The following is a 25617-nucleotide window of genomic DNA, read 5'->3' as shown; positions in this document are numbered from 1 at the left end:
CAAATAAAGTCAGAGTAATGCCTACGGCTTCACCTTTTGTATAGGGTTGTGTCAGTCCGGGAGTGACTGCTCCACAGCCCCAAAGCAGACATCATGTGTCTAGCAAATCCGGAGCAACTCACTGATGTGGAAATCAAATTCGTTCATGGACTTTCGGGCGTTCAAACTGGTTATTCGCGGGCTCCTTACGCAGCGGCAAACGTGCGGCTTCGATTATGAGTTTGAACCAGTCGGCACGGTTTAACGGCCATGATCCGTATGCGTATTTAAAGGGCGTATTCACGCGACTGCCGATGCCGATGCCGATGCCGATGCCGCGGCCGATCGAGATTTCGAGTTACTGCCGCATAGATGGGCGCCCGTTTAACCACGCAAGGTCTTTTGGGCGGACGCTTACTGTATAGGGCCTGGCCACAAGGTTTTAGAAAATGCGTAAGCGATAGGCTTGAAACTGGAAGCAGGCTGCAGCTTCCGTTTCCCAGATGCTGACAATTCAGTTGGAAGAGTTGTTCTGCTGCTGAAGTTCAAGTTGCTTGGCAGCACTGGCTTCGAGGTTTGCACGCTCTTCATCCAGATACCGATAAATGCTTTGGAAGTTGGCGATTTTCTGTTTGATTTCTGCCATCTTCTTTTCAATTAGCTTAGCGCCGTCAGCACAATCGATCAGCTTGTTCCGCTGCGCATCCAGAATCTCGCCTATTTCCCCAAGGGAAAACCCCATGCTTTGCGCGCGCTGGATAAAGTCCAGATCCTGCAGAGTTTGCGCTGTGTAAACGCGATATTTGTTAGTTTGCCGCAGCGGTGAGATCAGGCCGATTTGCTCGTAGTAACGCAGCGTATGGCGGCTGGCGCCGCTGCGGGCCTCGAGTTCGCCGATTTTCATGAAAGCACCGCTTGACTATAGAGTTGGGTCGATAGTTTACGCTTGATTTCTCACCTTAAACAAGGAACAGGGAAATGAGCGTGGAGTGCTTTGTCACGGGGGGTACCGGCTTCATCGGTCAACATTTGGTGGCGTACCTGAGTGCAAAAGGTCACACCATTCGGGTGTTGATGCGTCGCCCGGAGCGACTAGCTGCACTGCGGGAGCAAGTCGACAATTTGGGAGGGTGCGCAACCCGGGTATTTGCCGTAGCTGGCGATCTGGAACGGGACAACCTCGGGCTGAGTCTTGCTGACCGAGAAGTGCTAAGGCACGCCAGAGTCATATTCCACCTAGGCGCCCACTTCGCATGGGGGCTTTCAGTGGAGCATTCTCGTGCGGTGAATGTGGAAGGGGCAAAGCGCGTGGCGCTGTTGGCGGCTGAGCAAAAAAGCCGGTTAGTGATGATCGGTGGCTACATGCTGAAAAATCATGAACATCTGCAACGCATCGGAATTGATCCTCGTTATCCGGAGCTGACGAATTGGCCTGCCGTCTACCGACATGTCGGTGGTTACGAGGGGAGCAAGCTGGAGGCGCATTTTGCGACCCTGGAGGTCATGTCCGCCAAGGGTGGGGAGATTACCGTTGTCCACCCCGCGACGGTTTGTGGCCACAGCCGCACGGGGCATATCCTTGACGGTCAGCCGCTGGTGGAGCTGATACGCAACCTTGTGCAGGGAAAGCTGACTGCAGTGCCCGGTACCGCCGAGCATTGGCTGCCACTGGTCACCGTGGATTACCTGGTTGAGCTGGTGGCGGTTTGTGCTTTTGATCCTGCCATGGTGGGCCAGGAACTGCTGGCGCTTGATGACCAAACTCCCAACTTGCGAGAACTCCTGGTACAGGTGGCACAACCTTTGGGCTTAAAGTCTCCCAAGCATTACATTTCACTCCGATTGCTGAAGTTGCTACTGAGTATTCCTCCCGTCGCGCGGTTTTTGAATACAAAACCCGAAGCCTTGGACTTTATCCAGACCACTCGTTTTGATACAGCGGCGGTCGAGCAATTTGCCAACAGGCATGGAATAGCCAAACCGGATATACGTCAGTCTTTGCAGCACACTGCAACGTTCGTCAACTCATATTGCATAGCCAAGGGCCAGGCCCTCTGATTTCTCCCTTGGGGGCGACAAAGTCGTTAGCCCCGATCCGCTTGAGCACTACTTCACAGCGATGCTTGGGAGTGAACGCCCACCTGATCTACCAACATTTTTCCGCAATTTCGTACGTGAACTTCAAGAAGGCCGACAGCATCCTACTGGGCGATCGAGCTTATGCCACAATAAATACTGGGGTTGGTGGGATCTTCGTATCCTCAAACTTTGCGCCGTCGATGTAGGGCGGCATTCTATCGAACGACAATTCAGCGACAGGGATCGTCATCAATGCAATCTACTTTCAGCAAAGGCGTCATATTTGCACTCTCCGCTGCGGCACTGAACGCAACGATCGGTGTACTCAGCAAAGTACTCATGAGTAATGGTTTCACCGCTAGCAGTATCGCTGTCATCAAGACCGTACTTGGTTGCGTGCTTCTCTCGATTTTACTGTTTTTCCTCAAGCGCCCGGCGGCTTCGACCAAATGGACTCAGGCGGCTATCTGCGCATTCCTTGGCATCTTTGTGCTGTTCCATTTCGAAACGTCCGCCTATCGACACTACGCTGCGGCAGGAGTGGTGGTGGTGCTGATGGCCAGTGCCTCGATTTCCTCGATCATTCTGGGGCGCATTTTCCTCAAGGATGCCATCACCGCGAACGCTACCGTCGGCGCCGCACTGGCTATCGCTGGGATCTCGGTGATCTTCGGCGGCGACCTGCAGCAGGGCTTTACCCTGCAAGGTGCTGCGCTCGCCTCCATGGCCGGCTGCGGCTATGGGGCCTTTTCGGTTGCCATGAAGCGTATGGGTGTGTCGGGTGGGCTGCACTTCACCCGACAATTGTTGTTCTTTGGCAGCCTGTACCTGCTGATGCCGGCTGCGGCCGATGGTTTCGCGATGGGCGAGCTGTCGCCGCTGGCGATCGCCGCGCTGTTGGCGCTGGCCACGCTGCCGACAATCCTGGGCTTCTTCTGCACCACCAAGGCCATCGAGTATCTCAAGCCATCCCAAGTGCAAGCGCTGGAGCTGACCGAGCCACTGTTCGCCGCGCTGCTGGCGTTTGTGGCGCTCAATGAAGTACCGCGCGAAAGCCTGTACGCGGGAGCGGCACTGATCATCGTCGGCCTGTGCTTCTCCAATGAACTAATCCGCTTGGGCAGCAAAGCATCCGTCCCTTCGACCGAGTGAGCTATTTTCGGATCCTGATTACTTTAGCAATCAGTGGTTTTTAAGTGTTTTGAGCGACTGACTGCTCCTGGCCGATTTCTGCCGGTCATGAAGCCGAAATCAAGCTGAAGAACGTGCTCGGCGATGTTTGCGCAACTATGAGGAGGAACCAGGTCTGCTGGTCCAGATCGACATTTTTCCATTCGGCCCGCAGCAACTCGCCAATCCGACACAGGGTGCCCAGGCTGATCCAGAGCGCGAGTTGGGTTTCTTTTTTCAATGGCCGAATGCCTTCGTACTTTTGCCCGGCGGGGAGGGTGCTGTAATTGGCAGTCATTTGCTGGAAGCGGTTGTGCAGTTCCAACAGCTCCGCCGGCGAAAGGATGCAGCTTCGTTCCGCTTCGTAGTCGGCAGGGATCAGGGGGGAGAGGTCGACCAGTTCAGTCGGATCGCCCACGATCAATAAGGCCCGCCAGGGCTGACGCTTTCTGGCCCAACTAAACATCTGGGTGAGGTCGGCGAAAAAACTGATGGCTTGTCGGTAAGCGCCGCGGTTGACGACGGTGCGGATCAGCGCCCGAATATCGTGCTCGGACACATTGTTCATCGCGGTCTTGCCGAGGGCCGGCAAAAGGTCCTTGTTAAAACGGCGCCGCAGTTCGGCGTTGCCGTCTTTCCGCGCCACGCCATCCAACAGCCACGCCTTGGCCAGATCCTGGGCGGTCAGCGTTTGCACCTTCGCCGCTTTTACTTGTTCGGCCTCTACGTTAGCCGCGGCGTATGTTGGTGGGCGTTCCTGGACTCTCGTAGAGCCGAACACCGCTGGAGTTCAAGTAAATACTGGCTTAGAAAAATCCAGAGTAAAATTTTGGAAGCTTTCAAGACGTATGAAAAAGGAGATGGGGTGCTAGGGATCGAGTGTTCGAATTACTCCGTCAAGACCATATTTACTGAGTAAAATCAGGCACTTAAGACGATCAGTGGGATCGGTTTTTTTTGACTGCGCAAAACCCGCGCAAAACCACCCGGTGATTTCGCTGATATTCAGGTCCGGAATTGCCTCGGACCAGATGACTTCCTCGTGGTCGCGCTGGTAGTTTTTGGTCATGCCCTCGCTCGCATGGCCTGCAATTTTCTGCCCGTCCTTTCCGGCGTTCTTATACAGGTGCAGCGACAGCGCTCTCACTTCGTGGAAGCCCGGCATCTCTTCTTCCTTCCATCGCGCGTAGCAATTCGCCGCCTCCCGCCGGCAGGCTGTATGTGGATTAGTGGATTACGCTGTAAAGCAGGCAACGTGAGAACACAGACGGTCTCTCATCATGGACGGATCAAGATGAAACTGATTTTGGTTGTACTTGTTGTTGGTCTGTTGGCTTGGAAGCTTTCCCCTGAATTACAGTCCTGGGCTGAGGCTCGGCTATCGAGCCCTCAAAGAATCTCCGTGGTCTTGACTGCGCCGAAGCCTGTTCCGGCTCCAGTCAAATGCGACGGACGCGAGTATTGCTCGCAGATGACGTCGTGCGAAGAGGCGAAAAACTTTCTGCGCAATTGCCCAGGAATGAAAATGGATGGCGACAACGACGGGGTACCCTGTGAGTCGCAGTGGTGCCGGTGACTATTCGCAGTTCACCGGCAGGCTAGTAAGTGGAGTGTGGAAATCTGATGAAGGGCGTAAGGCACGCTTTGAAGGTGAGCTACGTTTTGTTGGTTCACCTCGCCAGTTGCATTACACGCACTCTCCCCGGAGGTGACTGGTGGCAGCGGTTGCGATGATCTATGCCTGAATTTCTATGTCACCCTGGGCAGCTTGTAACGCTCGCTCCTCGGTCAGCGGCATTAAAGTTGGTTGCGCGTTGCTGGCGTGCAAGTAAAGAAAGTAGTGCCCTGAATCGTCCAGCAATACCCGGCACAGTTCTGATGGCCGAAAGTTGTTACCGATGTAAATACTTTCCTTGAGGATCTCGAAAGATTTGATCCCATGCTGTCGCATAGTCGTTTCAAAGGCTTCGTAAAGACCCTCTCTGCGGCGTAGATTGTTTCGAGCATTCAGCTTGAAAAAAACCACCATCAGCACGGCATAGCTGATGAGGAGTATCACAAGGGCGCTAGTCCGCATGCGTGGAGCTCCATGTCCTCTCAATTGCTGTGCATCTCAGTGTAGGCGCGTTCCTGGTGGAGTTTAAGGGAAGGCACGCTTACCGCAACAAGCGATAGGCAATGGGTTCGATGTAAGCCGACTGCAGGTCCCGCTCCGGAATCTCCCAGATGATTTGCTTTGGCGGCGTTTCTTTGAAGGCCGGGTTGTTGAGGTAGCTGTTGGCAGCGCCAGAGAACGCTCCACCGTCTTTGGCGAAGTTACCTATGGGGGCGCCCAGCGCCTGCTGCACAAATCCTGCGAAGTTGGAGTTGCGTGAGAATGAAGTGCCGATGAGCACGGTGTTGGGGAGCTCGGCATCGCCAAAGAGGTCTGCCTCAGTGTCAGGGCTGGCGGCTGACGCAACGGAAAGTTCGTGGGTGCTGGTCTGGGCGACCATTTCGGGTACGGGTTGCCATTTGAGCGGCAGCCAGTCGATGCCCGCCAGGTGAACCAGATCGCCAGGTCGCACCGCGAGCGGGGCATGGCTTTCGTTGAATGACTTGCGTGGCGTTGCGCTGATGCCCAGGGCCTTCAGTCGCTGCGCGATAGCCTCGGCCGCCGCCTTCGCGCCGGACTCGCTCCAGTGCGTATCGGTGCGCAACCAGGCACTGGCCCCCAGTGGCGTCAGCGCAGCGGTGAGATCCAGATTCGCCACGCCAGCCACATCCAGTTTCGAGGTCAAGGCCTGGATGCGCCCTTCGTGAATGGCTGGGCGGTGCAGTGCGCAACGTTGCCCGGAAGCGACGCGGCTCTTGTCTGGAACGATGACCACCAGCAGGCTGATGCCACGTTGGGAGAGCTGCTGCTTCAGATCAATCACTGCCTGGACTTTGGCATCGGCATTGCGCTGTGATTGATGATTGACCTTGAGCTCATCGGCCAAAAATAACCAGTCAGGACAACCCGAGCGAACCCTTGGCCCGGAGTCACTGAGCAGGAGCCAGCTGACACCGCGCTCCAGCTCGGCGAAGGTCGTGGGGAGTTGGGCGTTCGACAGTTCCCTGGCGATCCGATGAGTGATATCGCCGTCAAAAAGTTGCGGGGTCAGCACTTTATCGGGCAACAGCGAGATCTGCCCTGAGACGATCAGACGGCCAGAGGACAGCAGCCCGACGAACAGGAATATCAGCAATGCCACGCCGGCCAGCCGACTGCTGCGTGTCGCCAACTCATCTGGCTGAGTGGGTGGCGGGGTGTGCTTTGGGGTCGTCATCAGAATTGGAAGTACAGGAAAGGTACGGTTTCGCGACTGGCGATCAGTGCGAACGACAGCATGAAACCGGCGATGGGCCAAAGGGCAGCGGCATAAAATGCAATGCCGCCCAGTCGTTTTTCACAGTAGGGGCGCAGCAGTGGTGCGATGACACCGAACACACCCAACAAACCTGCAAGGCCGTGTACCGGGCGCAGGGTCACGGACAGTTCATCACCGAGGGCGATGCCCTGCAGGCCGAACTGTCCGGCATACAGGCTCAGCGCGCTATGAAAGTCGGGGGCGCGGAACAGTGTCCAGGCCAGGCACACAAAAAGCAGAGTCAGGCCATGGGACAGCACTGGCGGTACAGAGGGCAGGGTGGAACGGCTCCAGGCACGATCAACGCATAACGCGAGGCCATGGGCGCTGCCCCACAAGAGGTAATTCCAGCTGTCGCCACCGTGCCAGAGACCGGCGATTGCCATGATCAGGAACAGGTTGCGGTAGGTTTTCCAGGTGCCGTTGCGATTGCCACCCAGCGGAATGTACAGATAGTCACGTAACCAACTGGACAGCGACAGGTGCCAGCGGCGCCAGAAGTCCTGGATGCTGTTGGCCAGATACGGACGGTCGAAGTTCTCGGGAAAGTGAAACCCCAGCATCAGTCCCAGCCCAATGGCCATGGCACTGTAGCCGGCGAAGTCAAAGAACAGTTGCAAGGAATAGGCAAGGCAGCCGATCCAGGCGTCAGAGAAACTTGGGTTCTGCACATTGAACGCCACATCGACCACGGGCGACAGGGTGTCGGCCACCAGCACCTTCATGCTCATCCCGACCATGAACCTGCGCGCACCCAGCGAGAAATTCTGCAGGTTGAAGTAACGTTGATTCAGCTCGCGCCGTACCCAGTCATAGCGAATGATGGGGCCGGCGACCGAATGACCGAACATCGAAATATAGGTGGCGTAGTTGATGAAGCTGCGTTCAACCGGCACGGTATGGCGATGCACATCCACCAGATAGGAAATCGCCTGCAAGACGATAAACGACAGCCCGGCCGGCATGATGACCCGCTGCCAATCCAGAGGCATGGCGCCATACCAGGTGGCGGCATCGATCAACGTGCCGGCGACGATGTTGGCGTACTTGTACCAGCACAGCACCACCGTGTTGAGCACGATCAACGTTGCGAGTAGCCGTACGCGGCCCTTGCTTTCTTTCCGTAAGGCGTCAATCAGCAAGCCGCCGACCCACGCCGTGATCGTCAGCGCCACATGCACCGCGAGGAACTGTGGGCTCAACCAGCCATAGAACAGCCAGCTGCCGATCAGTAGCGTGACGTTGCGCCAGGCGGCCGGGGACAGTGCATAGGCACACAGGAACAGCGGCAGGAACAACGTCAGAAATTCGAGAGAAGCAAAAACCATGGTGGTGGCGCGATCCGATCAGTGGGCCAGGACGTCAGTCGCGAGCAACAGGTAAGGGCCATTTGCGCCAGGCAGCAGCACGACGCTGTAGCGCTCGCCGGCCTTGAGCTGGCCCAGGTCAAGCGGGGCACCGACGTTGGTTTGGGCGCAGACCAATTGAACCGACAGGTTGACCGGGTTGATCGCTCGGCGTTGCACGCTACCGTCGGCCACCTCCTTGAACAGGTCGGCGTTCTTCCCCGCAGCGCGCAAACCGGCCTGGGTGCACGCTGGATCGGCGCTGATAAACGCCAGCGAGGCCCTCAGGCTATTGAAGTCGTCGGGTTGCTCACGGATGACTACCTGGCGGATACCTTGTGCGCTATCCGGCAAGGCGATCACGCTGGCGAATTCGCCTGCCGCCACCTGGATGTCCAGCGGCTGGCTCTTGCCGTTGCGTTCCAGGGTGCCCTTGATCGGCTGGTTGGCGGGCACGGGCAAGTAGTCGGACACAGCATGGGTGCCTTCGAGTTTGAGGCTAGCCCGCGAGCCTTCGGCCAGCAGTTGCAGGGGGTGGTCGGCGGCGTTGATAAAACGCAGGAAGGCCGAGTCCTGATCCGGGCCCGTCGGGTACAGGGCAATGTCGGCAGCCTCGGCGTGCAGGCTCAGCATCAAGGGCGCGAACAGTGCCCAGCTGAATGCGGATCGGGTCATTTACCGGCTCCTGTGCTGCTGATGCGGTCGGCGGGCAATTTGGCCACGGCATCACCGATCGCATTGCCCCAGGATTGATAACCGGCGACGGTGAAGTGCTGGCCGTCGGTAGTGATCCACTGTCCGGGTTTGGAAAACGTCAGCGAATCGATGTAGGTGCAAGGCGCCACGTTCGCGGCCAGAAACTGCGACATCAACTGGGTGCGGGCATCATTCTTCTGGTACATGCCACCGGCTTTGCCCCAGGCCGGGCCCACCCAGGCGCAACGGGTCCCGGTGGCCGCGATGGCCTTGGCCAGGCCGGTGACGCTTTGCCATGCCCAGGCCTTCGGGAACACCGGCTTGTCATAGGACGCCATGGTGTCGCCGATGACCAGTACCACCAGGTCGGGCTTGTCGGCGGCGATCAGGTCCTGGATCGGTGTGGTAGTGGCGTCACGGCCCTTGATCACGATCTTGTCGTTGCCTTTGCGCTCGGCACCGCAGTCGACCTTCTTGCTGATCAGCCAGTCGCCGGCGCTGGCACCGCAGGCACCGATGGAGTGGACCTGGGCGCCTTGGCGCGTCAGGTTGTCGTGCAGCGGCTCCAGTAAATGGTCCGCAAGGCTCATGTGGCTCTCCCCAAGGACAAGGAGAGTCAGACCGGCAAGGGCAGAAGTGGGCATCGAAAGCTCCAGAATGATCAGTTGGAATAAGGCGAGGTGTACGGGCTGACCGGCAGGCTCATGGGGCCGCTGATCTCCTCGAACTGGTAGCGCAAGGACAGGGCACCGCTGATTTGTTGGTAGTCGCGGGCGTTGTCCAGGCCCAGATTGGCGCCCAGCAGGAAGTTCGAAGCGACCTTGTATTCAGCCGCCGCGGCGACGCTGTAGCCGATCCCGGTTTTGTTTTGCCCGGCGTAGCGCAGGCCCGAGGCCGCCTGCAGGGCTTTGTCGGTCGGGAAATAGTCGACGCTGTCCTGCTCGAAATGCTGCACACCGACCGAACCCTTGACTTGATACGTCAAGCGCCCGGTGCGTTGTGCCCAGGTCACCGGTACACCCAGGGCGAAGAACGTCTGCGGGCTGAAATAGCCGCCGTGGCCGTAGGTGAAATAGTCCTGGTTGTTGGCGTAGCTGATGCCGGTCATGCTCAGGCCGACGGTCAGTTTGCTGTCCGTTGCATTTTGCAGGTACCAGTACACACCGCTGCCCAGTTCACCGCGGCTGTTGGACTCGACATGGTTGCCCAATAACTGGTGCCAGGAGGCGTAGCCATATATGCCGACTTCGTTGTCGTCGAAGCTCAACTGGCCGCGCCCGCCATTGGCGGTCACACCGCCCCAGGACTGCCCGCTGCGTTTGTCCGTGGTGCCGGCAAACGAGGTGAGGCTGTCAGTCACCGGACGCCGGGAAACGCTCACGCCGTAACGGACATTAGAGGTGTCGCTGATGGGGCGATCAACGCTGATGCCGCCAGTGGCGGTGCTGTATTTGAAACCGAGAGGGGTGGTGCCGAGATCGGCTTTGAGCCCGTCCGCGGGCCGTTGAATGGCGACGGAAAGGCCGACGCCCTCGGCTTTTTGCGAACCGACGCTGCCGCTCTGCGCACCATTGCCAAAACGCGACAGCGCCTCGCTGCTGGCACTGCCGGCGTTCAGCGAGACCGGCGTCACGCGCAGGGCGACGCGGCTTTCATCCAGCGGAATGTTGATTTCCAGCGGTGTTTCAATGTCGGTCAGTTTGCTCAGTCCCGACTCACTGTCGTTGCTACGAATACTCACGCCCTGGGTGACGTACGCACTGCGCTCCTGGAGGATTTTATTCAGTGCCAGTTGTGCGGGACTGATGTCCTCGCTCACCAATGCTGCCCGCGGCAGCTGCGACTCGAATGGATTGCTCGCCTGCTGCGGCCTTGCCGTGGCATCGACGGCAAAAGGGGGGCGGGACGTCATACGGCCCGGCATCTCTTGAACCGGTGGCGGGATGGCTGCCAGCAAAGTGTCGCGACTGACTTCGTTACGTGAGCCCGAAACCCCGGCAAAAGGGTTGGGCGCCACCGTCGAACCGGCCAGTTGGCCACCCTGGCTTCTGCGTTTCTCGCTTTGTTCGATAGCCACGGCCTTGCGCAGCAGATCGGTGGCCGTGCCGGTTTTGCCTATGTTCTGGTAGAGACGTGCGGCCTCGGTCAGCGTTTGAGGGTTACCGGATTCGGTCTTGAGCAGCTGTTGCAGAGCCTGTTCGGCAAAGGCCGTGTCATGTGCCAGCACCGCCGCGTCGGCTGCACCCAGCAGCAGTTGCGGGTCGTTTGGCTGGCGCTGTAACAGAGGTTTATAGAGTTCGAGAGCTTTTGCCGTGTCGCCATTGGCCGAGTACATCCGCGCCAGGGCCGCGACGGCAGCGCTGTCACCGGGACGTTGTGCCAGTGCGGGCGCCAGCGTGTCATAGGCATTGGCCAGATCGCCGAGTTCACGCAGTTGGTCAGCCTGGCGGATGCGATAGAGGTAGAGCAGGTCGTCGAAACGCTTGCGAGCCGGCGCGTTCAAGGGTCTGTTCTGAAGATCGCGCAGAATCTCGTTGACCTGTGCGTCTTCTCCGGATTTAAGCAGGACAGCGGCGTATTGCAGGACGAAATCCGCCGAGGGCTTAGCGGTGTGTTGCAACTGGCCGCGCATGAGGGCCAGTGCACGGGTCGGTTCGTCGATGTCGACATAGGCCGAAGCCAGGCTCGCTGTGCGATCAGGACTGTTGTTGGCCATCGGCTGAATACGATCGAGCAAGGTCAGGGCTTCCTGGCGCTGTCCGCGTTTGCCCAACTCTATCGCTTGGCTGAGTTGCAGGTTTAGGCTGACATCAGCAGCCAGCGCTTGCATGTCCGGGGTGCTCTGGTCGGGGCGCAAGCGTCCCAATGTTGTCTGGGCGGCTTTCCACTCACCCATCTGGACCGACAGCAAGGCGCTGACGTAAAGCGCATCGGCATCGTTGGGATGGGCCTGGAGCATGGTGTTGATCAGGTCCCGGGCCTTTTGCGGTTCGCCCATCGCCAGGTTCAGGCGGGCCAGGGCGAAACGCGTCCAGACGTTGTCCGGTTCGTAGCGCAACGCGTCTTGCAAGGCGTTGCGCGCTGCGGGCAGGTCGTTGCGTTGTTCGGCGAGGGCAGCCAGTTGCGTCGCACGCAAGGCTTTCAGGCGTGCGGACTGGCCGATCTTTGCCTGCCCGGTGGCGGGCAGGTTGTTGATCAGTTGCAGGGCTTCATCGTTCTTGCCGCTCTTGAGCAGCACGTTGACCAGCCCTTCCTGTGCTTGAGGGTCGTCGCGGCGCAGTCTCAGCACCTGGCGATAGTTGTCTTGAGCGTCATCGAACTGGCCCGCACTGGCCTGAATATCCGCCAGGGCGAGGCGAGCGTCCACCCCGTTCGGGGTCAGGCGCAGCGCCTGGTTTACCAGAGCCTGTGCCTGGGCTGACTGGCCTTTGGCATGGGCGTCCCGAGCCTGCTGCAACGCAGACCAGTAGCGCACTTCGTTCAGCGCGACTTGCCACTGGCTGCCGTCAGGTTGTCGCGTGGCCTGCCCCAAGAGCTTTTCCGCTTCGGCCAATCGGTGTTGCTGCTGACGAACAACCCCAAGGCCTCCCAGCGCGTCGGCATCGTCGGGCCGGGTTTTCAGGCGCGCTTGAAAAGCCTGTTCAGCGGTGGCCTGATCCCCTTCTTTGAGCGCCTTCAGGCCGCGCGCGACGTCGGCGGGCGGTTGCCATGCCTTGCTGGCCGTCGTTGCTGCTACCTGTTGCTTGCCCTTATTCATCTGCGCCCGGATTTCCACGTCATCCGGATGTGTCTTGAGGTACGCCTCGAACAAAGGCACTTGTGCCGGATTGGGCGGGCCGATCCAGGTCAGCGCCAGGCGCCAGCTTTCGTCGGCATCACCGGCAATGTCGGTACGCTGGGTCAGCGCAGCCAGGGCGCGGATGCCTTCGGCTCGGCTGTCTTCATGACGCACCAGATGCTTTGCGTAAAACAGTGCGACGATCGAGTCGTTGGGCATTTCACGTTGCAGGCGCTGAAATCCGCTGCGTGCTTCAGCCCAGTCGGCCTGATTGAAGGCAAGGTTGTTGTAATACTCGCGGCCGATCGTGCCTTGAGGTGGACGGCCATCGAACAGCGACCGAAACATGACGGTCGCCTTGTCACGCTCGCCGGCATCGACGAGGCGCCGAGCCTCTTCCAGGTGCTGCTGGCTCTGCGGTTGTGCCAGGGCGATGTCCTGCGCCAGTTGCAGTGCCTGCCGAGGCGTTGGCTGGATGGCCTGCAAGCGGGCGAGGTATTGCTGCGCCTGTTGTGGCTTGCCCTGTTGCACGCCGATCAAGCCCAAGCCGTACAGTGCGTCAACCTGGAGCGGGTCCAGCAACAGGACTTTCAGCCAGACTTCCGCAGCGCGTTGAGGGTTTTTGTGCAACTGCCAGTACTGCCCTTGCTCGACGAGTAATGTCTGTGGCGTCGGACTTTGAGCGTGGGCAGCAGCGGCCGTCCATGCGCTCATGGCGGCGATGGCTAGCGTGCGGTGGTGCGCGTGCATGCGGTCTCCCAGGAGAGTTTCAGCGTTCCGTCTTCCCGGAATCGGTAATGTTTATCTGCCCAGCCGAGCGCGAACAGGCTGAGCATCAAGTCGTAGTAACGCGGCGGACCGACGTCGGCATCAGGCCTGGCCAGTGCCTCGCGCAAGGCGAGATCCACGAGGTGTCTCTGCTGATCGGCCAACCCGGGTTGCCCCTTGGCCTGAAGGTAGGGGATCAGCGCAGCCCGGAATCCGAACGGGCTTTGACCCCGGGCATTGCCGTGGCGGACCTCGACTGTTTCCGGGGGGGAACCCGTTGCGACAGTGCTGCGGGCCATGCCGTCCAGCCGTTTGAGCAGCAGCGCTGCCAGCGGCTCGGAGGCATCATTCATGCCCAGCCAGAGGTACACGCGAATGGCGTCGTAGCTGCCCGTGTCGCCGTTGATCGGGTCGCTCACGAAGGCGCCCGATTGCGTTGAAGTGCCTTGATAACTGACCCAGTCAGCGACAAAACCGTGGTGGCTTGATTGGCTAATCATCGTCGCCGTGTTATTGGCAATCGCTTGCCACGGCCCGGTGGGGGCTTCCTTGGCCAGCCGCCGTAACAGTGGCAGTGGCAGATAGCTGGGGTTCAGGCGCCAGAGTGCGTCCGGCTGGACGAAGCCCTGTGGTCCAGGCAATACCATCGGTCCCAGCCCGGGCAGTTTGACGACCAATTGCGCCTCGATCGTCGCCATCAGGTGCAGGGCGTCCTGGTGATAGTCCGGCCGATCCCACAGGCGTGCGGCTTCGAGCAGGGCGTAGGCGATCCACAGGTCGGCGTCGGCAGCCGAATTGGCGTCCTGCAGGCGCCATTGACCGTCCGTGCCTTGCCCCCATAACCAGCCCGGCAGGCGTGTGGCGATGTCTGCGCCGGCGAGGTTGGCCGAGGTCCAGCGCCAGAGCGTGTCGAAGCGTGGCTGATCGTTGCCGATCAGTGCGAAGAGCATGCTGTATGACTGCCCTTCAGAGGTGCTGTGATTGCTCTTCAGGCTCGACTCCAGAACCCGGCCGTCGTCCTGGACGAAGCGCGTTGCGTAGGTTTGCCACAGTGGCCAGGCTGGCGACTCGCAGGAGTTTGCGGCCGCTGTTGCCGGCGCCAGCAGGGCAAGCGCCAGCGCCGCGCTCAACCTGCGCGTGTTAACACGCAGGCCCTGGCGAAGTGAAGTACCCGGGCTGCTCATGGACGACACAGGCCTGCGCGGCTCATTGGCCAAGACGACGTTTGGCCTGTAAGCGCAAGGCCAGATAGGCCATGCAAGCAAGCAGCAGGACCCCGAGGAGAGTGAACAGCATGAGCGCAATTACGTTCTGCGAGAGGTACCACTGCAGATAGCGCAACGGACCCAGGCGTCCAACGTAGTAATCCTGCTCGGCGACTAACGACTCGACATGCTTGCCCCTGACCACCACCAGGCTGCCTTGCAATTGCTGGGCATTTTCTTCGCTGCTGAGCAGGGCGTTGGTCACGTCGGCCAGGCCGTCGGGCCTTGTGCCGGCGATAAACACCACGCTGCGGCCACTCTTGAGCGGCGATTCGAATCCGGTCAGATAAGCACTGCCATCTTCAGCGCTAAACCTGAAGCTGCTGCGCGCTTCGCGTAGATTGGTTTTCGTATCCGGGCTGATCCAGTTGCGCAGGCGCAAGGGCAGGTCAGACAGTTCAAAGTACTGCGCAGCATCTTCGCCCTTGGCCGGCAGAAGGCTTTGCCATTGCTGCAGCAGCGGCTGATTGTTGCCCGAGGCGAGCACCAGCAAATCCCGGTCGCTTTGCTCGGCCACCTGATCGGCGTGGACCACCTTCACACCGGTGGCCGGATAACCGGTGGAGTCGCCGAAGCGGCCCAGCAGGGTCAGATAGGCGCTCAGGTCGGCCGGGCCTGGCTCGTTGGGCAGGATCACCGATGTTTCAGACAGGTCGGCCATGCGGGTGAACGGGAAGCCACTGTCCTTGAACACCCCGAGGTTGGGCATGGCCATGAAATGTTCGTACTGGCTGAGGTCCAGGGTCGAGTCCGGGTCGATCACGCCACGCATGTTGTCGATGATGATGTCGCGGCATTCGCCCTGTTTGATGTAGTCATACATGAAGCGAAATTGCAGGCGCGATTGCAGCGCGACTGAATTGAGCGGCAACAGCATGCGCGACGTGCGGGCCAGGCTGTCGTCGGTTTTGAGCATCGACAGCAAGCTGTCGCTGTTGCCGAGTTTCTCGATCGAAGGCAGGTCGATCGACTTGATGAAGGTGTCGTTGAAACTGATCAGTAACGAAGAGTTTGTGGAGACCGGTTGCGGCGTATAGCGGTATTTCAGGTCAAGTTGCGCACCGGGCTCACGCCAGTTGAACAGGTCGGGTGGCAAGCGCAGCGCCACTGTCATTTGTCCCGGGTTGTAACCCGACACATTGAGTTCTGCGGGCTTGGCCAGTTCACCCAGGCGAACCGGGCGATCGGAGGGCAGCCAGTTTGGCGCGTCGTACGGTTGGCGTGGCTTGAGCGAGTCGATCCGGTCGATCACCACGCTCTGCCCGGAAAAGGCCGAGCCGCCGAGGACCAACGCTGTCGCGGCGACCTTGAGATCGGCGCCATCGCGCCCGGAGACGATCAATAGTTTGCCCTGAGCATCATTCGGGTTGCTCATAAGGGTCAATGTCGGCCCCGTGGCCTCTTTGATCGGCAAACCACTCAAGGTCGTTGATTCGTTACCGCTGACAAAAACCACCGCGTTGCCCTTGGCCGGCAGGCTGGTGAGGCTGGCGGGGAAGGTTGCGCCGCGGTAGCTGGCCAGGGCGCCAAACCAGGACGACAGGATCCCGGCGGCCTCAAGCTCAGGACCGCCCGGGCGCGCGGCGAACACGAAGGGCAGCTTCAAGGGCGAGGCGTCTCGACGATCGAACAGGGGACGCGGCAGAGCGGACAGGTCGTTGGGCTGTTTAATCGACGTCACCTGGAGGCTCAGCTGGCTCTCGTTGCCGATCCTGGCCCAAAGGCTGGAGTGCAAAGGGTCTTCACATTGCATCGTGTAATGACCGATGAACTGCAGGCTGAGCCGATTGAATTCGGTGATGGTCTGCGGCGGAATCTGCACGATCCGGGTCTGCAATTTCCCGGCCTCTTCCTTCGGGAGGGGCAGGCTGGCGGCCACTTGATCGTTGATCAGCACGTTGATTTGCGAAAGGTCGGCCAGCAGCGCCGGTGAGTAACTGTACTGCAGCGTGACCTGTGCAGCCGTGACGACTTCATCGGCGCGCACATCGAAATTCACACTGTCGGTTGCCTCTACGCCTTTAAGGGTCATCGAATAGCGTTTGCCCAGCTCCTTGAGGGTGCGGGTATAGCTGTTGCTCGGGGCGTCGGTCCCGGGCGGCGATGCGACCGTCATCATCACCGGTTCTGTGGCGCTGATTTGGGCGGCAGCATTCAACGCCCAGCCGTTCCAGCCCACTAGCGAGCAGGCGATCAGCATGAGTGAGCGACGAGGAAGAAAGGTCCGGCGAGTGGAAGGCTTCAAGATCGTTGCGTGTCCGCGGTGGAGTCGATGGGTGATGGAGTGTCGGGGCGTTTGCGCAGCAGCGCGTGGCTGTCCTTCAGGCTTGCAACGAACAAGCGCAGGATGGCGCGTAAGCCAATGCCGCTGACCTCGCGCAATGCCGACATGGGCGCGTCGAGGCGGCCGTTACCCCAGGTATTGGCCCAGGTGTCGGCCCGTGAAAAGGTCAGTCGCACCAGTTCACTTTGCTGGCGCAGGGTCAAACCTTCGAATTGCACGCCTGCAACGCCGTCGTTGTTGAAGATCGTTGTTGCGGGAAAGAGGCTTGAAGGCGGCGTGCGCAAAATGCACAGCCGCAGCTTCTCATTGACGCTGAGCTGAACCTGCGGTGGCAGTGCCAGACCCACGCCGCTTTGTGAGAAGTCCTGAGTTTTGCAATCGAACCAGGTGCCGTCTTCGCGGTAGACACGCACGGGCAGGTCAGCGGGCACCCTGGGTTCGTTGCGTACCTGGGAGGACTCAGTGGCCACCGCTACGGCGGTGCTGACGATGATGATGTTGTACAGGGTCCAGGCCAGGTTGATCAGCAGGGTCGTGACCTCGGCCGAATCACTCCCGACCAGCTTCATCACGCCAATCACCAGACCGATCATGTTCAAGGTCAGCAGCACGATGTAAGGCCGTGCAAGCTTCCAGTCGAAATAGTCCTTCTCGATGGTGCCGCCCTTGTCGGTCACATTGAACTTGCCCAGCGAAGGGCTGATCAGGGCCAACAGTACCGGTCGCATGATGTACCAGGCCAACACCGACTCATACACTTCGTTCCAGAAGGAATGGCGGAAACGCCCCTGGATGGCGGAGTTGGTCAGGCTGGAATGGATAATATGCGGCAGTACATAGACCGTGACCATCAACGCCGAGGCATGGAAAATCTGCGCGTCGAAAAACAGATAGGCCAAGGGTGCGGTCAAGAACACCAGCCGGGGCAGGCTGTAGAAAAAGTGCATCATGGCGTTGAGGTAGCAGATGCGCTGCCCCAGGTTCAGACCTTTGCCAAATAGCGGATTGTCGGTCCGAAAAATCTGCGCCATGCCCCGCGCCCAACGTATGCGCTGGCTGATGTGCCGGGAAAGGCTTTCGGTGGCCAGGCCCGCCGCTTGTGGAATGGCGAGATAGGCCGTGTTGAAGCCTCGGCGATTGAGCTTGAGTGCCGTGTGCGCATCCTCCGTCACGGTTTCGGTGGCGATGCCGCCGACTTCCAGCAAGTGAGTCCGCCGGATGACCGCGCAAGAACCGCAGAAAAATGCTGCGTTCCACAGGTCGTTGCCGTCCTGCACCAGGCCATAGAACAACTCACCTTCATTGGGTACCGAGCGAAAGGTATCGAGGTTCTTTTCGAACGGATCGGGTGAATAGAAGAAGTGCGGCGTTTGTAGCAACGCCAGGTTCGGATCCTTTGAAAACCAGCCCATGGTGATCTGGAGGAAGGAGCGGGTGGGCACGTGGTCGGCGTCGAATATGGCGATGAATTCGCCATCGGTGACCTTGAGTGCCTCGTTGAGGTTGCCGGCCTTGGCATGGTGATTGTTGTCGCGGGTGATGTAGTTGACACCAATCTGCTGACAGAAAGCCTTGAACTCCTCCCGGCGTCCGTCATCGAGCACGTGCACTCGCAGTTTGCCCTCGGGCCAGTCGATAGCCTGAGCGGCGAGCACCACCAGTTTGACGATGCCCAACGCTTCGTTATAGGTGGGAATGAAAACGTCTACCGTCGGCCATTCAGCGGGCGGCTGTTGTAGAAGCTGCGGTTTGCGGTGCAGCGGCCAGGCAGTCTGTACGTAGCCGAAGACGAGGATGAGCAAGGCATACAGTTCGGCCAGCACCAGCCCGTAGCCGAATACGGCATCCTGCCAATTGTCGAAGCCCAGGGTGTCAGTCAAGCGCCAGTACATGTAGCGCAGCGAAGCGATCAGCGAGAGGGTGATCAGGGCCAGGATCGCCAGGCGCCCGGCTTGCTTGCGGATGATCAGGCTGGTGGCGAAGCAGACGGCGGCAAACGCGGCCTGGGAATACAGGTTCAGCGGCGCGGTGAGGATACCCAGCACCAGCAATGCGGCGAAGAGCCCGGCTGAGAGCTTCAGGCCTTGGCGCCAACGTTGGGGCCATCGACTGACGTGAGCCTGGAAAGTATCCAATAGCTCCTCCAGCCACCACGCCTTAGCAGGTGCCTGATTCAGCCGGGCGGTCATGGCGTGCCCTGCAGGCTGGAGGCGTCCGTGAAAAGCAGGGCATGGATCGCGCCTGACAGCGAGAGAATATCCTGACAGCCAATGCTCTCAGGTGCGTACTGCAGCAGGTCCCGACCATAGGCCAGCGACTCGTTGAACTGGTGATCGAGGCGAATCGTCCCGATCAGGTTGGCACCGAGCCGCCGCAGAAACAGCACACCCATGTCCCTGCTGAACGAGCGCGAGTCATCCCGTCGGTTGAGCACATACCGGTGCCGCTGCGCGCGTCTTGGGCTGGTTTCCAGCCACTGGGTCATAGTGTCCAGTGCCAGGTAGGAGGCCGCGTCGGCCACCGTCATTACCAGCACCAGATCGGCGGCGTCGAGTGCCTGTTGCGAATAGACGGTCGCACCCGAAGGTGTGTCCAGGATCACGGTATCGTTTTCGCTGAGGTTCATTGACGCAAGGTGCTGATTCAACCAGTCAGAATCTTCAAGCATCAACTGCTTGAGCAATCGGCGGTCGTTCACCTCGCCAGTGCCGAAGGGCAGGCACTCGCTGTCGCTAAAGCCCGGTAGGCGATGAGCGCCCCAGTCTGCGTCCTGTTCTTGGAGCTGGATCAGCCCGGGAACCTGCCGGGTGATACCCAAGTGGCCGGACAGCGCGTTCTGAGGGTCCAGATCAATCGCGATGGTACGCCCGCCAACGCGCCGAAGGGTTTTTGCGAGGCCAGCGGCGACGGTGCTTTTACCCACTCCACCATTCGCCGAAACGATAGCAATGACCTTCGCCTTGGTCCGCTTGCGAGTTGTTTCTGGTAGACCGTCCCGACGAACCTGGTTGAGTTCACGCAACAGGTCGCTCAATCGCTGACGATCGCAAGCAGCAGAACTGGCAAGTGGCTTGGTCAGAGGAGGGGATATGGGAGACGGTTGCGAGAGGACAACATGCGTCACAGGCTCGACCAACGCGCCAACCAATGAAGAAGGCTGTGGCTCGTCCATTAGAAGTACAGGGGGCGTTGATGTTGGGGGAGGCAAGACCACCGATGGTTCTGGCTCAGCGAGCGCAGGTGTAACCGGGTCGTCTTTGAAAACTTTGTAGTTCGGTTGTATTTCCTGGTAACTCTCCGCATTGGCACCAAAACGTGTAAAGAGTTTCGCAATATCGTCTACATATTTCATGCGTTGTACCAGTTATGAAATAACTCAGAAACTCAGCATTCCATTAACTTTTAAAAGTTGATGCGTCGTCTTGGTGTTGGCAGAGTGCCATTAATCTATGGGGTCTACGTCTTAGTGTCAACGAATGTTATAAGAAGTCAGCGAGGCTAATTGATGTTGGTCTGACAGTTATTGGGAGGTTATGTTATTTGTGGGAAGTGTGAGTGTTAGAGATTGTCCAGTAGTCACTGTTCAACAAGGCGTAACAGGATCAAAGGTAATGGGGGTATTTGTCGGGATAAAAAACATCCGGTGCAATGGCGTGTGAATGCTGATCGCCTTCGAAGGGGAGAGTAATACGCAGGATGGCTGGATTTTACTGGGCTTGAAGATTCTATAGATGGGTAAATTGATCTAGGGGTGAATATTGATTAACTGTATGGGGGGCCAGGGAGCGAGTTTCAATCACACCGTCCCGACCCTGTTTTTCAATGAATGAGCCCAGCCTGAGAAGGCTGGGCTTTTTCGTGTCTGAAAACTCCCCCTATTTATACCGGCCCTAGCGCCGATCCAGCCAAACCGTTTGTGCATTACAGAATTCACGCACCCCGAAATGCGAGAGTTCACGGCCAAAGCCACTCTTCTTCACGCCACCAAAACTGACGCGCGGATCGCTGGCGCTATAGCCGTTGATGAACACGCCGCCGGTTTCAAGTTCGCCGGCCATCTGCCTGGCGAGTTCAACATTGCGCGTGTAGAGGGTGGCGGTGAGGCCGAACTCGCTGTCATTGGCCAACTCCAGCGCATGGGCTGCGTCTCGGGCTGTGATGATAGAAGCCACTGGACCAAACAACTCCTGTTTGAATGATGTCATCTGATCCGTCACTTCGCCGAGTACAGTGGGCTCATAGTAGTTACCGAGACCTTCAGCCTTCTTTCCACCCATTAGCAACGTCGCGCCTTCTTTCAGCGTGTCGCGTACTTGTTGATCCAGTTCATCGCGCAGATCGAAGCGAGCCATCGGGCCGATATAGGTGGTGGTAGCCAGTGGATCACCGACAACCAGTTGTTGGGTGGCCTCGACGAACTTGCGGGTAAATTCCCGGGCAATGCCTTGCTCGACAATCAGTCGTTTGGCTGCGGCGCAGACCTGTCCGGTGTTTTGATAGCGCCCGATTACAGCGGCTTTTACCGCTTCATCGAGGTCCGCGTCGTTCAGCACGATAAAGGGGTCGGAGCCACCCAGTTCCAATACGCACTTCTTCAGTGCGGCTCCGGCCTGAGCACCGATGGCCATGCCCGCTCGCACGCTACCGGTAAGGGTGACGGCCGCGATGCGTGGATCGGCGATCGCCTTGGATACACCGTCCGGGCTGACGTTGATGACTTCGAAAACACCTTCGGGGAAGTCCGCTTGCTTGAAGGCCTCCAGTAGCAGATAGGTGCTACCCATGACGTTTGGCGCGTGCTTGAGCACGTAGGTATTGCCAGCGAGCAGGGTGGGGACCGCGCCGCGCAGGACTTGCCAGATGGGGAAGTTCCACGGCATCACGGCGAGAATCGGGCCCAGGGGACGATATTCAATACCTGCCTTGCCTCCTTCCACCAGAGTCGGTTCCGGGCTCAGCATGGCGGGGCCGTGTTCGGCGTACCACTGGCAGAGTTGCGCACATTTTTCAATTTCACCGCGGGCCTGAGTAATCGGCTTACCCATTTCCTGGGTGATCATGTTCGCCATGGCCTGTGCATTGTTGCGCAAGGCCTGACCGAGGTTGATCAACAGTTGCGCGCGCTGTTCAACCGGTTTGCCGCGCCAGGCGCGAAACCCGGTAGCGGCCCGCGTCAGCGCGGCCTGTAATGCCGAATCGGATTCGAAAGGGTAATGGCCGATCTGCTCGCCCGTAGCGGGGTTGATCGAAATGGCATGGGTAAGGCTGGATACGTTGGTCATGGCACCGTCCTGCGAGGTAGGAATGTGCTCAGGTTATGGGGCTATATGTTTTCTGGAAACTGAATAATACTGAGCGTAACGTTCACGTTTGGAGAATGGATTGGATCTGGTTCAGCTCGAAATTTTCAAGGCTGTCGCCGAGCACGGCAGCATCAGCGCGGCCGCCCAGCATATCCACCGGGTGCCATCGAATCTCACGACCAGAATCAAACAGCTTGAACTGGACCTGGGAGTGGATCTGTTTATTCGCGAGAAGAGTCGCCTGCGCCTGTCGCCGGCCGGCTGGAGTTTTCTGGATTACGCTCGACGTATTCTCGACCTGGTTCAGGAGGCGCGCGCCACCGTGGCGGGTGAAGAACCGCAGGGAGCCTTCGCCCTGGGTTCGCTGGAAAGTACTGCAGCGGTACGTATTCCAGAGCTATTGGCCGCCTATAACCAGAAGCACGCCAAGGTCGAACTGGACCTGTCCACCGGCCCCTCCGGGACCATGATCGATGGAGTGCTGTCCGGGCGTCTGGCCGCTGCATTTGTCGATGGTCCGGTGTTGCATCCGGCGCTGGAGGGTGTGCCTGCATTCGAGGAGGAAATGGTCCTGATCGCCCCCCTCAACCATGACCCGATTCATCGGGCCAAGGATGTGAATGGCGAAAACATCTATGCCTTCCGCTCCAACTGCTCCTATCGCCATCATTTCGAAAGCTGGTTCGCCAATGGCGCGGCGGTGCCCGGCAAGATTTTCGAAATGGAGTCCTATCACGGCATGCTGGCTTGTGTCAGCGCCGGTGCCGGCCTGGCGCTGATGCCCCGCAGCATGCTCGAAAGCATGCCTGGATGCACGACGGTCAGTGTCTGGCCGTTGTCGGAGTCGTTCCGCTATTTACGCACCTGGCTGGTGTGGCGCAGGGGGACCGTGTCGCAGAGCCTGACGATGTTTGTGCGCTTGCTTGAGGAGCGCGGTGTGGTGTTGATCGATAAATAGCGGAAAGTTAACGGTCTGTGCCGAAAAACCGGATAATGGCGGCCAAATCGTTTAGCTCGTAATTCTGGTAATTGCACATGGAAATCAAGGTCAACTTTCTCGACAACCTTCGACTTGAAGCCAAGTTCGACGACTTCACGGTGATTGCCGATCAACCCATTCGCTACAAGGGCGATGGCTCGGCACCGGGGCCGTTCGATTACTTCCTGGCTTCGTCGGCGTTGTGTGCGGCGTATTTCGTGAAGCTGTATTGCGAAACTCGCAATATCCCCACCGAAAATATCCGCCTGTCGCAGAACAACATTGTTGATCCGGAAAACCGCTACAACCAGATTTTCAAGATTCAGGTTGAATTGCCAGCGGACATTTCCGCCAAGGACCGTCAGGGGATCTTGCGCTCCATCGACCGTTGTACGGTAAAGAAGGTGGTGCAAACCGGGCCTGAGTTTGTGATTGAAGAGGTCGAAAACCTCGACGCCGATGCCCAAGCGTTGCTGATGCCGCACTCGACCAGCGAAGCGGGCACCTACATAGTGGGCAAGGACCTGCCGCTGGAGCAAACCATCGCCAACATGTCGGGCATCCTGGCTGACTTGGGCATGAAGATTGAAATCGCTTCGTGGCGCAATATTGTTCCCAATGTGTGGTCGTTGCACATCCGCGATGCGCACTCGCCAATGTGTTTTACCAACGGCAAAGGCGCGACCAAAGAGGGCGCGCTGGCATCGGCACTGGGCGAGTTTATCGAGCGGCTCAACTGCAACTTCTTCTACAACGATCAGTTCTGGGGCGAGGACATCGCCAACGCGGCGTTTGTGCATTACCCGGACGAGCGCTGGTTCAAGCCTGGCCCGAAGGACGAACTGCCGACTGAAATCCTCGACGAGTACTGTCTGAAAATTTACGACCGGGATGGCGAGTTGCGTGGCTCGCATCTGTACGACACCAACTCCGGCAATACCCAGCGCGGCATCTGTTCACTGCCGTTTGTGCGCCAGTCGGACAATGAGGTGGTGTACTTCCCGTCCAACCTGATCGAAAACCTGTTCCTGAGCAATGGCATGAGCGCCGGCAACACCCTGGCCGAAGCCCAGGTGCAGTGCCTGTCGGAGATCTTCGAACGCGCGGTCAAACGCGAAATCCTCGAAGGCGAAATGGCCCTGCCGGATGTGCCGCAGGAAGTACTGGCGAAATACCCGGGGATTCTGGCTGGTATCCAGGCCCTGGAAGAGCAGGGCTTCCCGGTGCTGGTCAAGGATGCATCGCTGGGCGGGGAGTTCCCGGTGATGTGTGTGACCTTGATGAACCCGCGTACAGGTGGCGTGTTTGCCTCGTTCGGCGCGCACCCAAGCCTGGAAGTGGCGCTGGAGCGCAGCCTGACGGAGCTGCTGCAAGGCCGCAGTTTCGAAGGCCTGAGCGATCTGCCTCAGCCGACCTTCGAAGGTCAGGCGGTGACTGAGCCGAACAACTTCGTCGAGCACTTTATCGACTCCAGCGGTGTGGTCTCGTGGCGCTTCTTTAGTGCAAAACCGGATTTTGAATTCGTTGAGTGGGATTTCTCCGGTCAAGGCGAAAACTCCAATACCGAAGAGGCCGCGACCCTGTTCGGCATTCTCGAGGACATGGGCAAAGAAGTGTACATGGCAGTCTATGAGCACATTGGTGCCAAGGCCTGCCGCATTCTGGTGCCGGGTTACTCGGAAATTTATCCGGTAGAAGATTTGATCTGGGATAACACCAACAAAGCGCTGCAGTTCCGCGCTGACATCCTGAATCTGCACAGCCTGAGCAAGGTCGGCCTGAGATCGCTGGCCCAAGGTCTGGAAAACAGTGAGCTGGATGACTACACCGACATCACCACTTTGATCGGCATCGAGTTCGACGACAACACGCCTTGGGGCAAGTTGACGATCCTGGAGCTGAGGCTGCTGATTTATCTCGCCTTGCAGAAGTTTGATCAGGCCAAGGATCTGGTGGAAGCCTTCTTGCAATACAACGACAACACCGTCGAGCGCGGCTTGTTTTATCAAGCCGTGAACGTCGTACTGGAAATGCAGCTGGACGATGATCTGGAACTGAGCGACTACGAGGTCAACTTCCGTCGGATGTTCGGCAACGAGCGGATGGACGCGGCGATAGGGTCCGTGGATGGCAGCGTGCGATTCTATGGTCTGACGCCGACGAGCATGAAACTGGAAGGGCTCGACAGGCACCTTCGCCTGATCGATAGCTACAAAAAGCTGCACATGGCGCGGGCGAGGGTGTCGGCATTGTTCAACTGATAGCGATAACAAAAAAGCACCTTGGGGTGCTTTTTTGTTTTTTAGCAGTCCGTCAATCGTCAGTGCGCGTGGGCTGGTTTTTTGGCTATGGCTTGGGCTGCAGCTTCCTATGTGGAAGCTCTTCTATATAGAGGGAGCGTTCTGGCTCCTCTATATAGGTGTCCTTTGGGTCGTTTTGCTGCATTCTGCAGGACGGTGATAGAAAAACAGAATCAGTGCTTGACGGCAGATTATAGATGTCTATAATTCGCCCCACTTCCGGCGCAGTCGAAACGGAAAACTCCTTGGTAAACAAAGAGTTACGCAGTTTTCGGCAG

The 25617-nt window shown here is 58.6% G+C and carries 18 protein-coding genes and 3 pseudogenes; 6 read left to right on the top strand and 15 right to left on the bottom strand.

All coding sequences use genetic code 11. The features are described 5' to 3' along the window. Positions 1-131: 131 nt before the first annotated feature. A pseudogene (locus AC3WTM_RS26195) lies at positions 132-367 on the top strand (transposase domain-containing protein); the annotation flags it as partial. A 126-nt stretch (positions 368-493) separates the two neighbouring features. On the opposite strand, the gene AC3WTM_RS26190 reads toward AC3WTM_RS26195, so the two are convergent. Further along, on the bottom strand, positions 494-883 hold the full coding sequence (locus AC3WTM_RS26190; RefSeq protein WP_102668716.1) for a MerR family transcriptional regulator: 390 nt from the start codon (positions 881-883) through the stop codon (positions 494-496). A gap of 74 nt (positions 884-957) precedes the next feature. Between AC3WTM_RS26190 and AC3WTM_RS26185 the strand changes: the two genes are divergently transcribed. Continuing rightward, positions 958-2037, top strand: coding sequence for an SDR family oxidoreductase (locus AC3WTM_RS26185; protein ID WP_102668715.1), 1080 nt, complete (start codon positions 958-960; stop codon positions 2035-2037). Positions 2038-2310: 273 nt separating this feature from the next. Then, a complete protein-coding gene (locus AC3WTM_RS26180) occupies positions 2311-3210 on the top strand; it encodes a DMT family transporter (protein ID WP_102668714.1) in 900 nt (299 codons plus the stop codon). 142 nt (positions 3211-3352) lie between these two features. Here the strand turns inward: AC3WTM_RS26180 and AC3WTM_RS26175 are convergent. Both AC3WTM_RS26175 and AC3WTM_RS26170 read right to left on the bottom strand, forming a co-directional pair. Next, positions 3353-3970: pseudogene (locus AC3WTM_RS26175) on the bottom strand (phage integrase central domain-containing protein); the annotation flags it as partial. 243 nt (positions 3971-4213) lie between these two features. Beyond that, positions 4214-4435, bottom strand: a pseudogene (locus tag AC3WTM_RS26170) (integrase); the annotation flags it as partial. An 87-nt stretch (positions 4436-4522) separates the two neighbouring features. Here AC3WTM_RS26170 and AC3WTM_RS26165 point away from each other — a divergent pair. Beyond that, the gene (locus AC3WTM_RS26165) at positions 4523-4804 is read left to right on the top strand and encodes an excalibur calcium-binding domain-containing protein (RefSeq protein WP_102668713.1); all 282 of its coding nucleotides are present in this window, start codon (positions 4523-4525) and stop codon (positions 4802-4804) included. Between the two features lie 159 nt (positions 4805-4963). Here the strand turns inward: AC3WTM_RS26165 and AC3WTM_RS26160 are convergent, their stop codons facing one another. The 11 genes from AC3WTM_RS26160 to AC3WTM_RS26110 all read right to left on the bottom strand — a co-directional run bounded on the left by AC3WTM_RS26160 (position 4964) and on the right by AC3WTM_RS26110 (position 22039). Then, positions 4964-5305, bottom strand: a complete 342-nt coding sequence (locus AC3WTM_RS26160; RefSeq protein WP_102668712.1) for a hypothetical protein — start codon at positions 5303-5305, stop codon at positions 4964-4966. 79 nt (positions 5306-5384) lie between these two features. Beyond that, positions 5385-6539, bottom strand: coding sequence for an alginate O-acetyltransferase AlgX-related protein (locus tag AC3WTM_RS26155; protein ID WP_102668711.1), 1155 nt, complete (start codon positions 6537-6539; stop codon positions 5385-5387). Then, positions 6539-7948 (bottom strand): MBOAT family O-acyltransferase, encoded by a 1410-nt coding sequence (locus AC3WTM_RS26150; protein WP_102668710.1) that lies wholly within the window; start codon positions 7946-7948, stop codon positions 6539-6541. Before AC3WTM_RS26150 ends, AC3WTM_RS26155 begins: the two co-directional genes overlap by 1 nt. An 18-nt stretch (positions 7949-7966) precedes the next feature. Further along, entirely contained in the window at positions 7967-8641 is a 675-nt protein-coding gene (locus tag AC3WTM_RS26145; RefSeq protein WP_102668709.1) for an alginate O-acetyltransferase AlgF, read from the bottom strand. Then, on the bottom strand, positions 8638-9306 hold the full coding sequence (locus AC3WTM_RS26140) for an SGNH/GDSL hydrolase family protein (protein WP_057715532.1): 669 nt from the start codon (positions 9304-9306) through the stop codon (positions 8638-8640). Before AC3WTM_RS26140 ends, AC3WTM_RS26145 begins: the two co-directional genes overlap by 4 nt. Positions 9307-9323: 17 nt before the next feature. Then, the gene (locus tag AC3WTM_RS26135) at positions 9324-13190 is read right to left on the bottom strand and encodes a cellulose biosynthesis protein BcsC (protein WP_102668708.1); all 3867 of its coding nucleotides are present in this window, start codon (positions 13188-13190) and stop codon (positions 9324-9326) included. After that, entirely contained in the window at positions 13166-14392 is a 1227-nt protein-coding gene (gene bcsZ / locus AC3WTM_RS26130; protein WP_102668707.1) for a cellulose synthase complex periplasmic endoglucanase BcsZ, read from the bottom strand. The genes AC3WTM_RS26135 and bcsZ overlap by 25 nt, the downstream gene beginning before the upstream one ends. A 22-nt stretch (positions 14393-14414) precedes the next feature. Further along, complete coding sequence (gene bcsB, locus AC3WTM_RS26125; protein ID WP_256586082.1) at positions 14415-16718, bottom strand: cellulose biosynthesis cyclic di-GMP-binding regulatory protein BcsB; 2304 nt, start codon at positions 16716-16718, stop codon at positions 14415-14417. Then, complete coding sequence (bcsA, locus tag AC3WTM_RS26120; RefSeq protein WP_102668705.1) at positions 16715-18946, bottom strand: UDP-forming cellulose synthase catalytic subunit; 2232 nt, start codon at positions 18944-18946, stop codon at positions 16715-16717. Before bcsA ends, bcsB begins: the two co-directional genes overlap by 4 nt. Continuing rightward, the gene (bcsQ, locus tag AC3WTM_RS26115; RefSeq protein ID WP_102668704.1) at positions 18943-20109 is read right to left on the bottom strand and encodes a cellulose biosynthesis protein BcsQ; all 1167 of its coding nucleotides are present in this window, start codon (positions 20107-20109) and stop codon (positions 18943-18945) included. Before bcsQ ends, bcsA begins: the two co-directional genes overlap by 4 nt. A gap of 538 nt (positions 20110-20647) precedes the next feature. Beyond that, positions 20648-22039 (bottom strand): aldehyde dehydrogenase family protein, encoded by a 1392-nt coding sequence (locus AC3WTM_RS26110; RefSeq protein ID WP_102668703.1) that lies wholly within the window; start codon positions 22037-22039, stop codon positions 20648-20650. 100 nt (positions 22040-22139) lie between these two features. On the opposite strand from AC3WTM_RS26110, the gene ptrR reads away from it, so the two are divergent. Together ptrR and AC3WTM_RS26100 are read left to right on the top strand one after the other, a co-directional pair. Continuing rightward, the gene (gene ptrR, locus AC3WTM_RS26105) at positions 22140-23018 is read left to right on the top strand and encodes a putrescine utilization regulator PtrR (RefSeq protein ID WP_102668702.1); all 879 of its coding nucleotides are present in this window, start codon (positions 22140-22142) and stop codon (positions 23016-23018) included. Between the two features lie 77 nt (positions 23019-23095). Continuing rightward, positions 23096-25300, top strand: coding sequence for an OsmC domain/YcaO domain-containing protein (locus tag AC3WTM_RS26100; RefSeq protein ID WP_102668701.1), 2205 nt, complete (start codon positions 23096-23098; stop codon positions 25298-25300). Positions 25301-25385: 85 nt separating this feature from the next. Here the strand turns inward: AC3WTM_RS26100 and AC3WTM_RS26095 are convergent. Next, the coding region (locus AC3WTM_RS26095) for a hypothetical protein (protein ID WP_218276096.1) at positions 25386-25617 on the bottom strand (232 nt) is incomplete at its 5' end.

The organism is Pseudomonas sp. EU05-FHT14B02 (genome assembly GCF_058791055.1).
The sequence above is the reverse complement of the archived record's forward strand: the minus strand, read 5'-3'. Positions and strand labels throughout refer to the sequence as shown.

Excerpts from the sequence above, each read along its gene's own strand:
- AC3WTM_RS26190 (WP_102668716.1), bottom strand. The coding sequence starts at position 883 with ATGAAAATCGGCGAACTCGAGGCCCGCAGCGGCGCCAGCCGCCATACG.
- AC3WTM_RS26185 (WP_102668715.1), top strand. The coding sequence starts at position 958 with ATGAGCGTGGAGTGCTTTGTCACGGGGGGTACCGGCTTCATCGGTCAA.
- AC3WTM_RS26180 (WP_102668714.1), top strand. The coding sequence starts at position 2,311 with ATGCAATCTACTTTCAGCAAAGGCGTCATATTTGCACTCTCCGCTGCG.
- AC3WTM_RS26165 (WP_102668713.1), top strand. The coding sequence starts at position 4,523 with ATGAAACTGATTTTGGTTGTACTTGTTGTTGGTCTGTTGGCTTGGAAG.
- AC3WTM_RS26160 (WP_102668712.1), bottom strand. The coding sequence starts at position 5,305 with ATGCGGACTAGCGCCCTTGTGATACTCCTCATCAGCTATGCCGTGCTG.
- AC3WTM_RS26155 (WP_102668711.1), bottom strand. The coding sequence starts at position 6,539 with ATGACGACCCCAAAGCACACCCCGCCACCCACTCAGCCAGATGAGTTG.
- AC3WTM_RS26150 (WP_102668710.1), bottom strand. The coding sequence starts at position 7,948 with ATGGTTTTTGCTTCTCTCGAATTTCTGACGTTGTTCCTGCCGCTGTTC.
- AC3WTM_RS26145 (WP_102668709.1), bottom strand. The coding sequence starts at position 8,641 with ATGACCCGATCCGCATTCAGCTGGGCACTGTTCGCGCCCTTGATGCTG.
- AC3WTM_RS26140 (WP_057715532.1), bottom strand. The coding sequence starts at position 9,306 with ATGCCCACTTCTGCCCTTGCCGGTCTGACTCTCCTTGTCCTTGGGGAG.
- AC3WTM_RS26135 (WP_102668708.1), bottom strand. The coding sequence starts at position 13,190 with ATGCACGCGCACCACCGCACGCTAGCCATCGCCGCCATGAGCGCATGG.
- bcsZ (WP_102668707.1), bottom strand. The coding sequence starts at position 14,392 with ATGAGCAGCCCGGGTACTTCACTTCGCCAGGGCCTGCGTGTTAACACG.
- bcsA (WP_102668705.1), bottom strand. The coding sequence starts at position 18,946 with ATGACCGCCCGGCTGAATCAGGCACCTGCTAAGGCGTGGTGGCTGGAG.
- bcsQ (WP_102668704.1), bottom strand. The coding sequence starts at position 20,109 with ATGAAATATGTAGACGATATTGCGAAACTCTTTACACGTTTTGGTGCC.
- AC3WTM_RS26110 (WP_102668703.1), bottom strand. The coding sequence starts at position 22,039 with ATGACCAACGTATCCAGCCTTACCCATGCCATTTCGATCAACCCCGCT.
- AC3WTM_RS26100 (WP_102668701.1), top strand. The coding sequence starts at position 23,096 with ATGGAAATCAAGGTCAACTTTCTCGACAACCTTCGACTTGAAGCCAAG.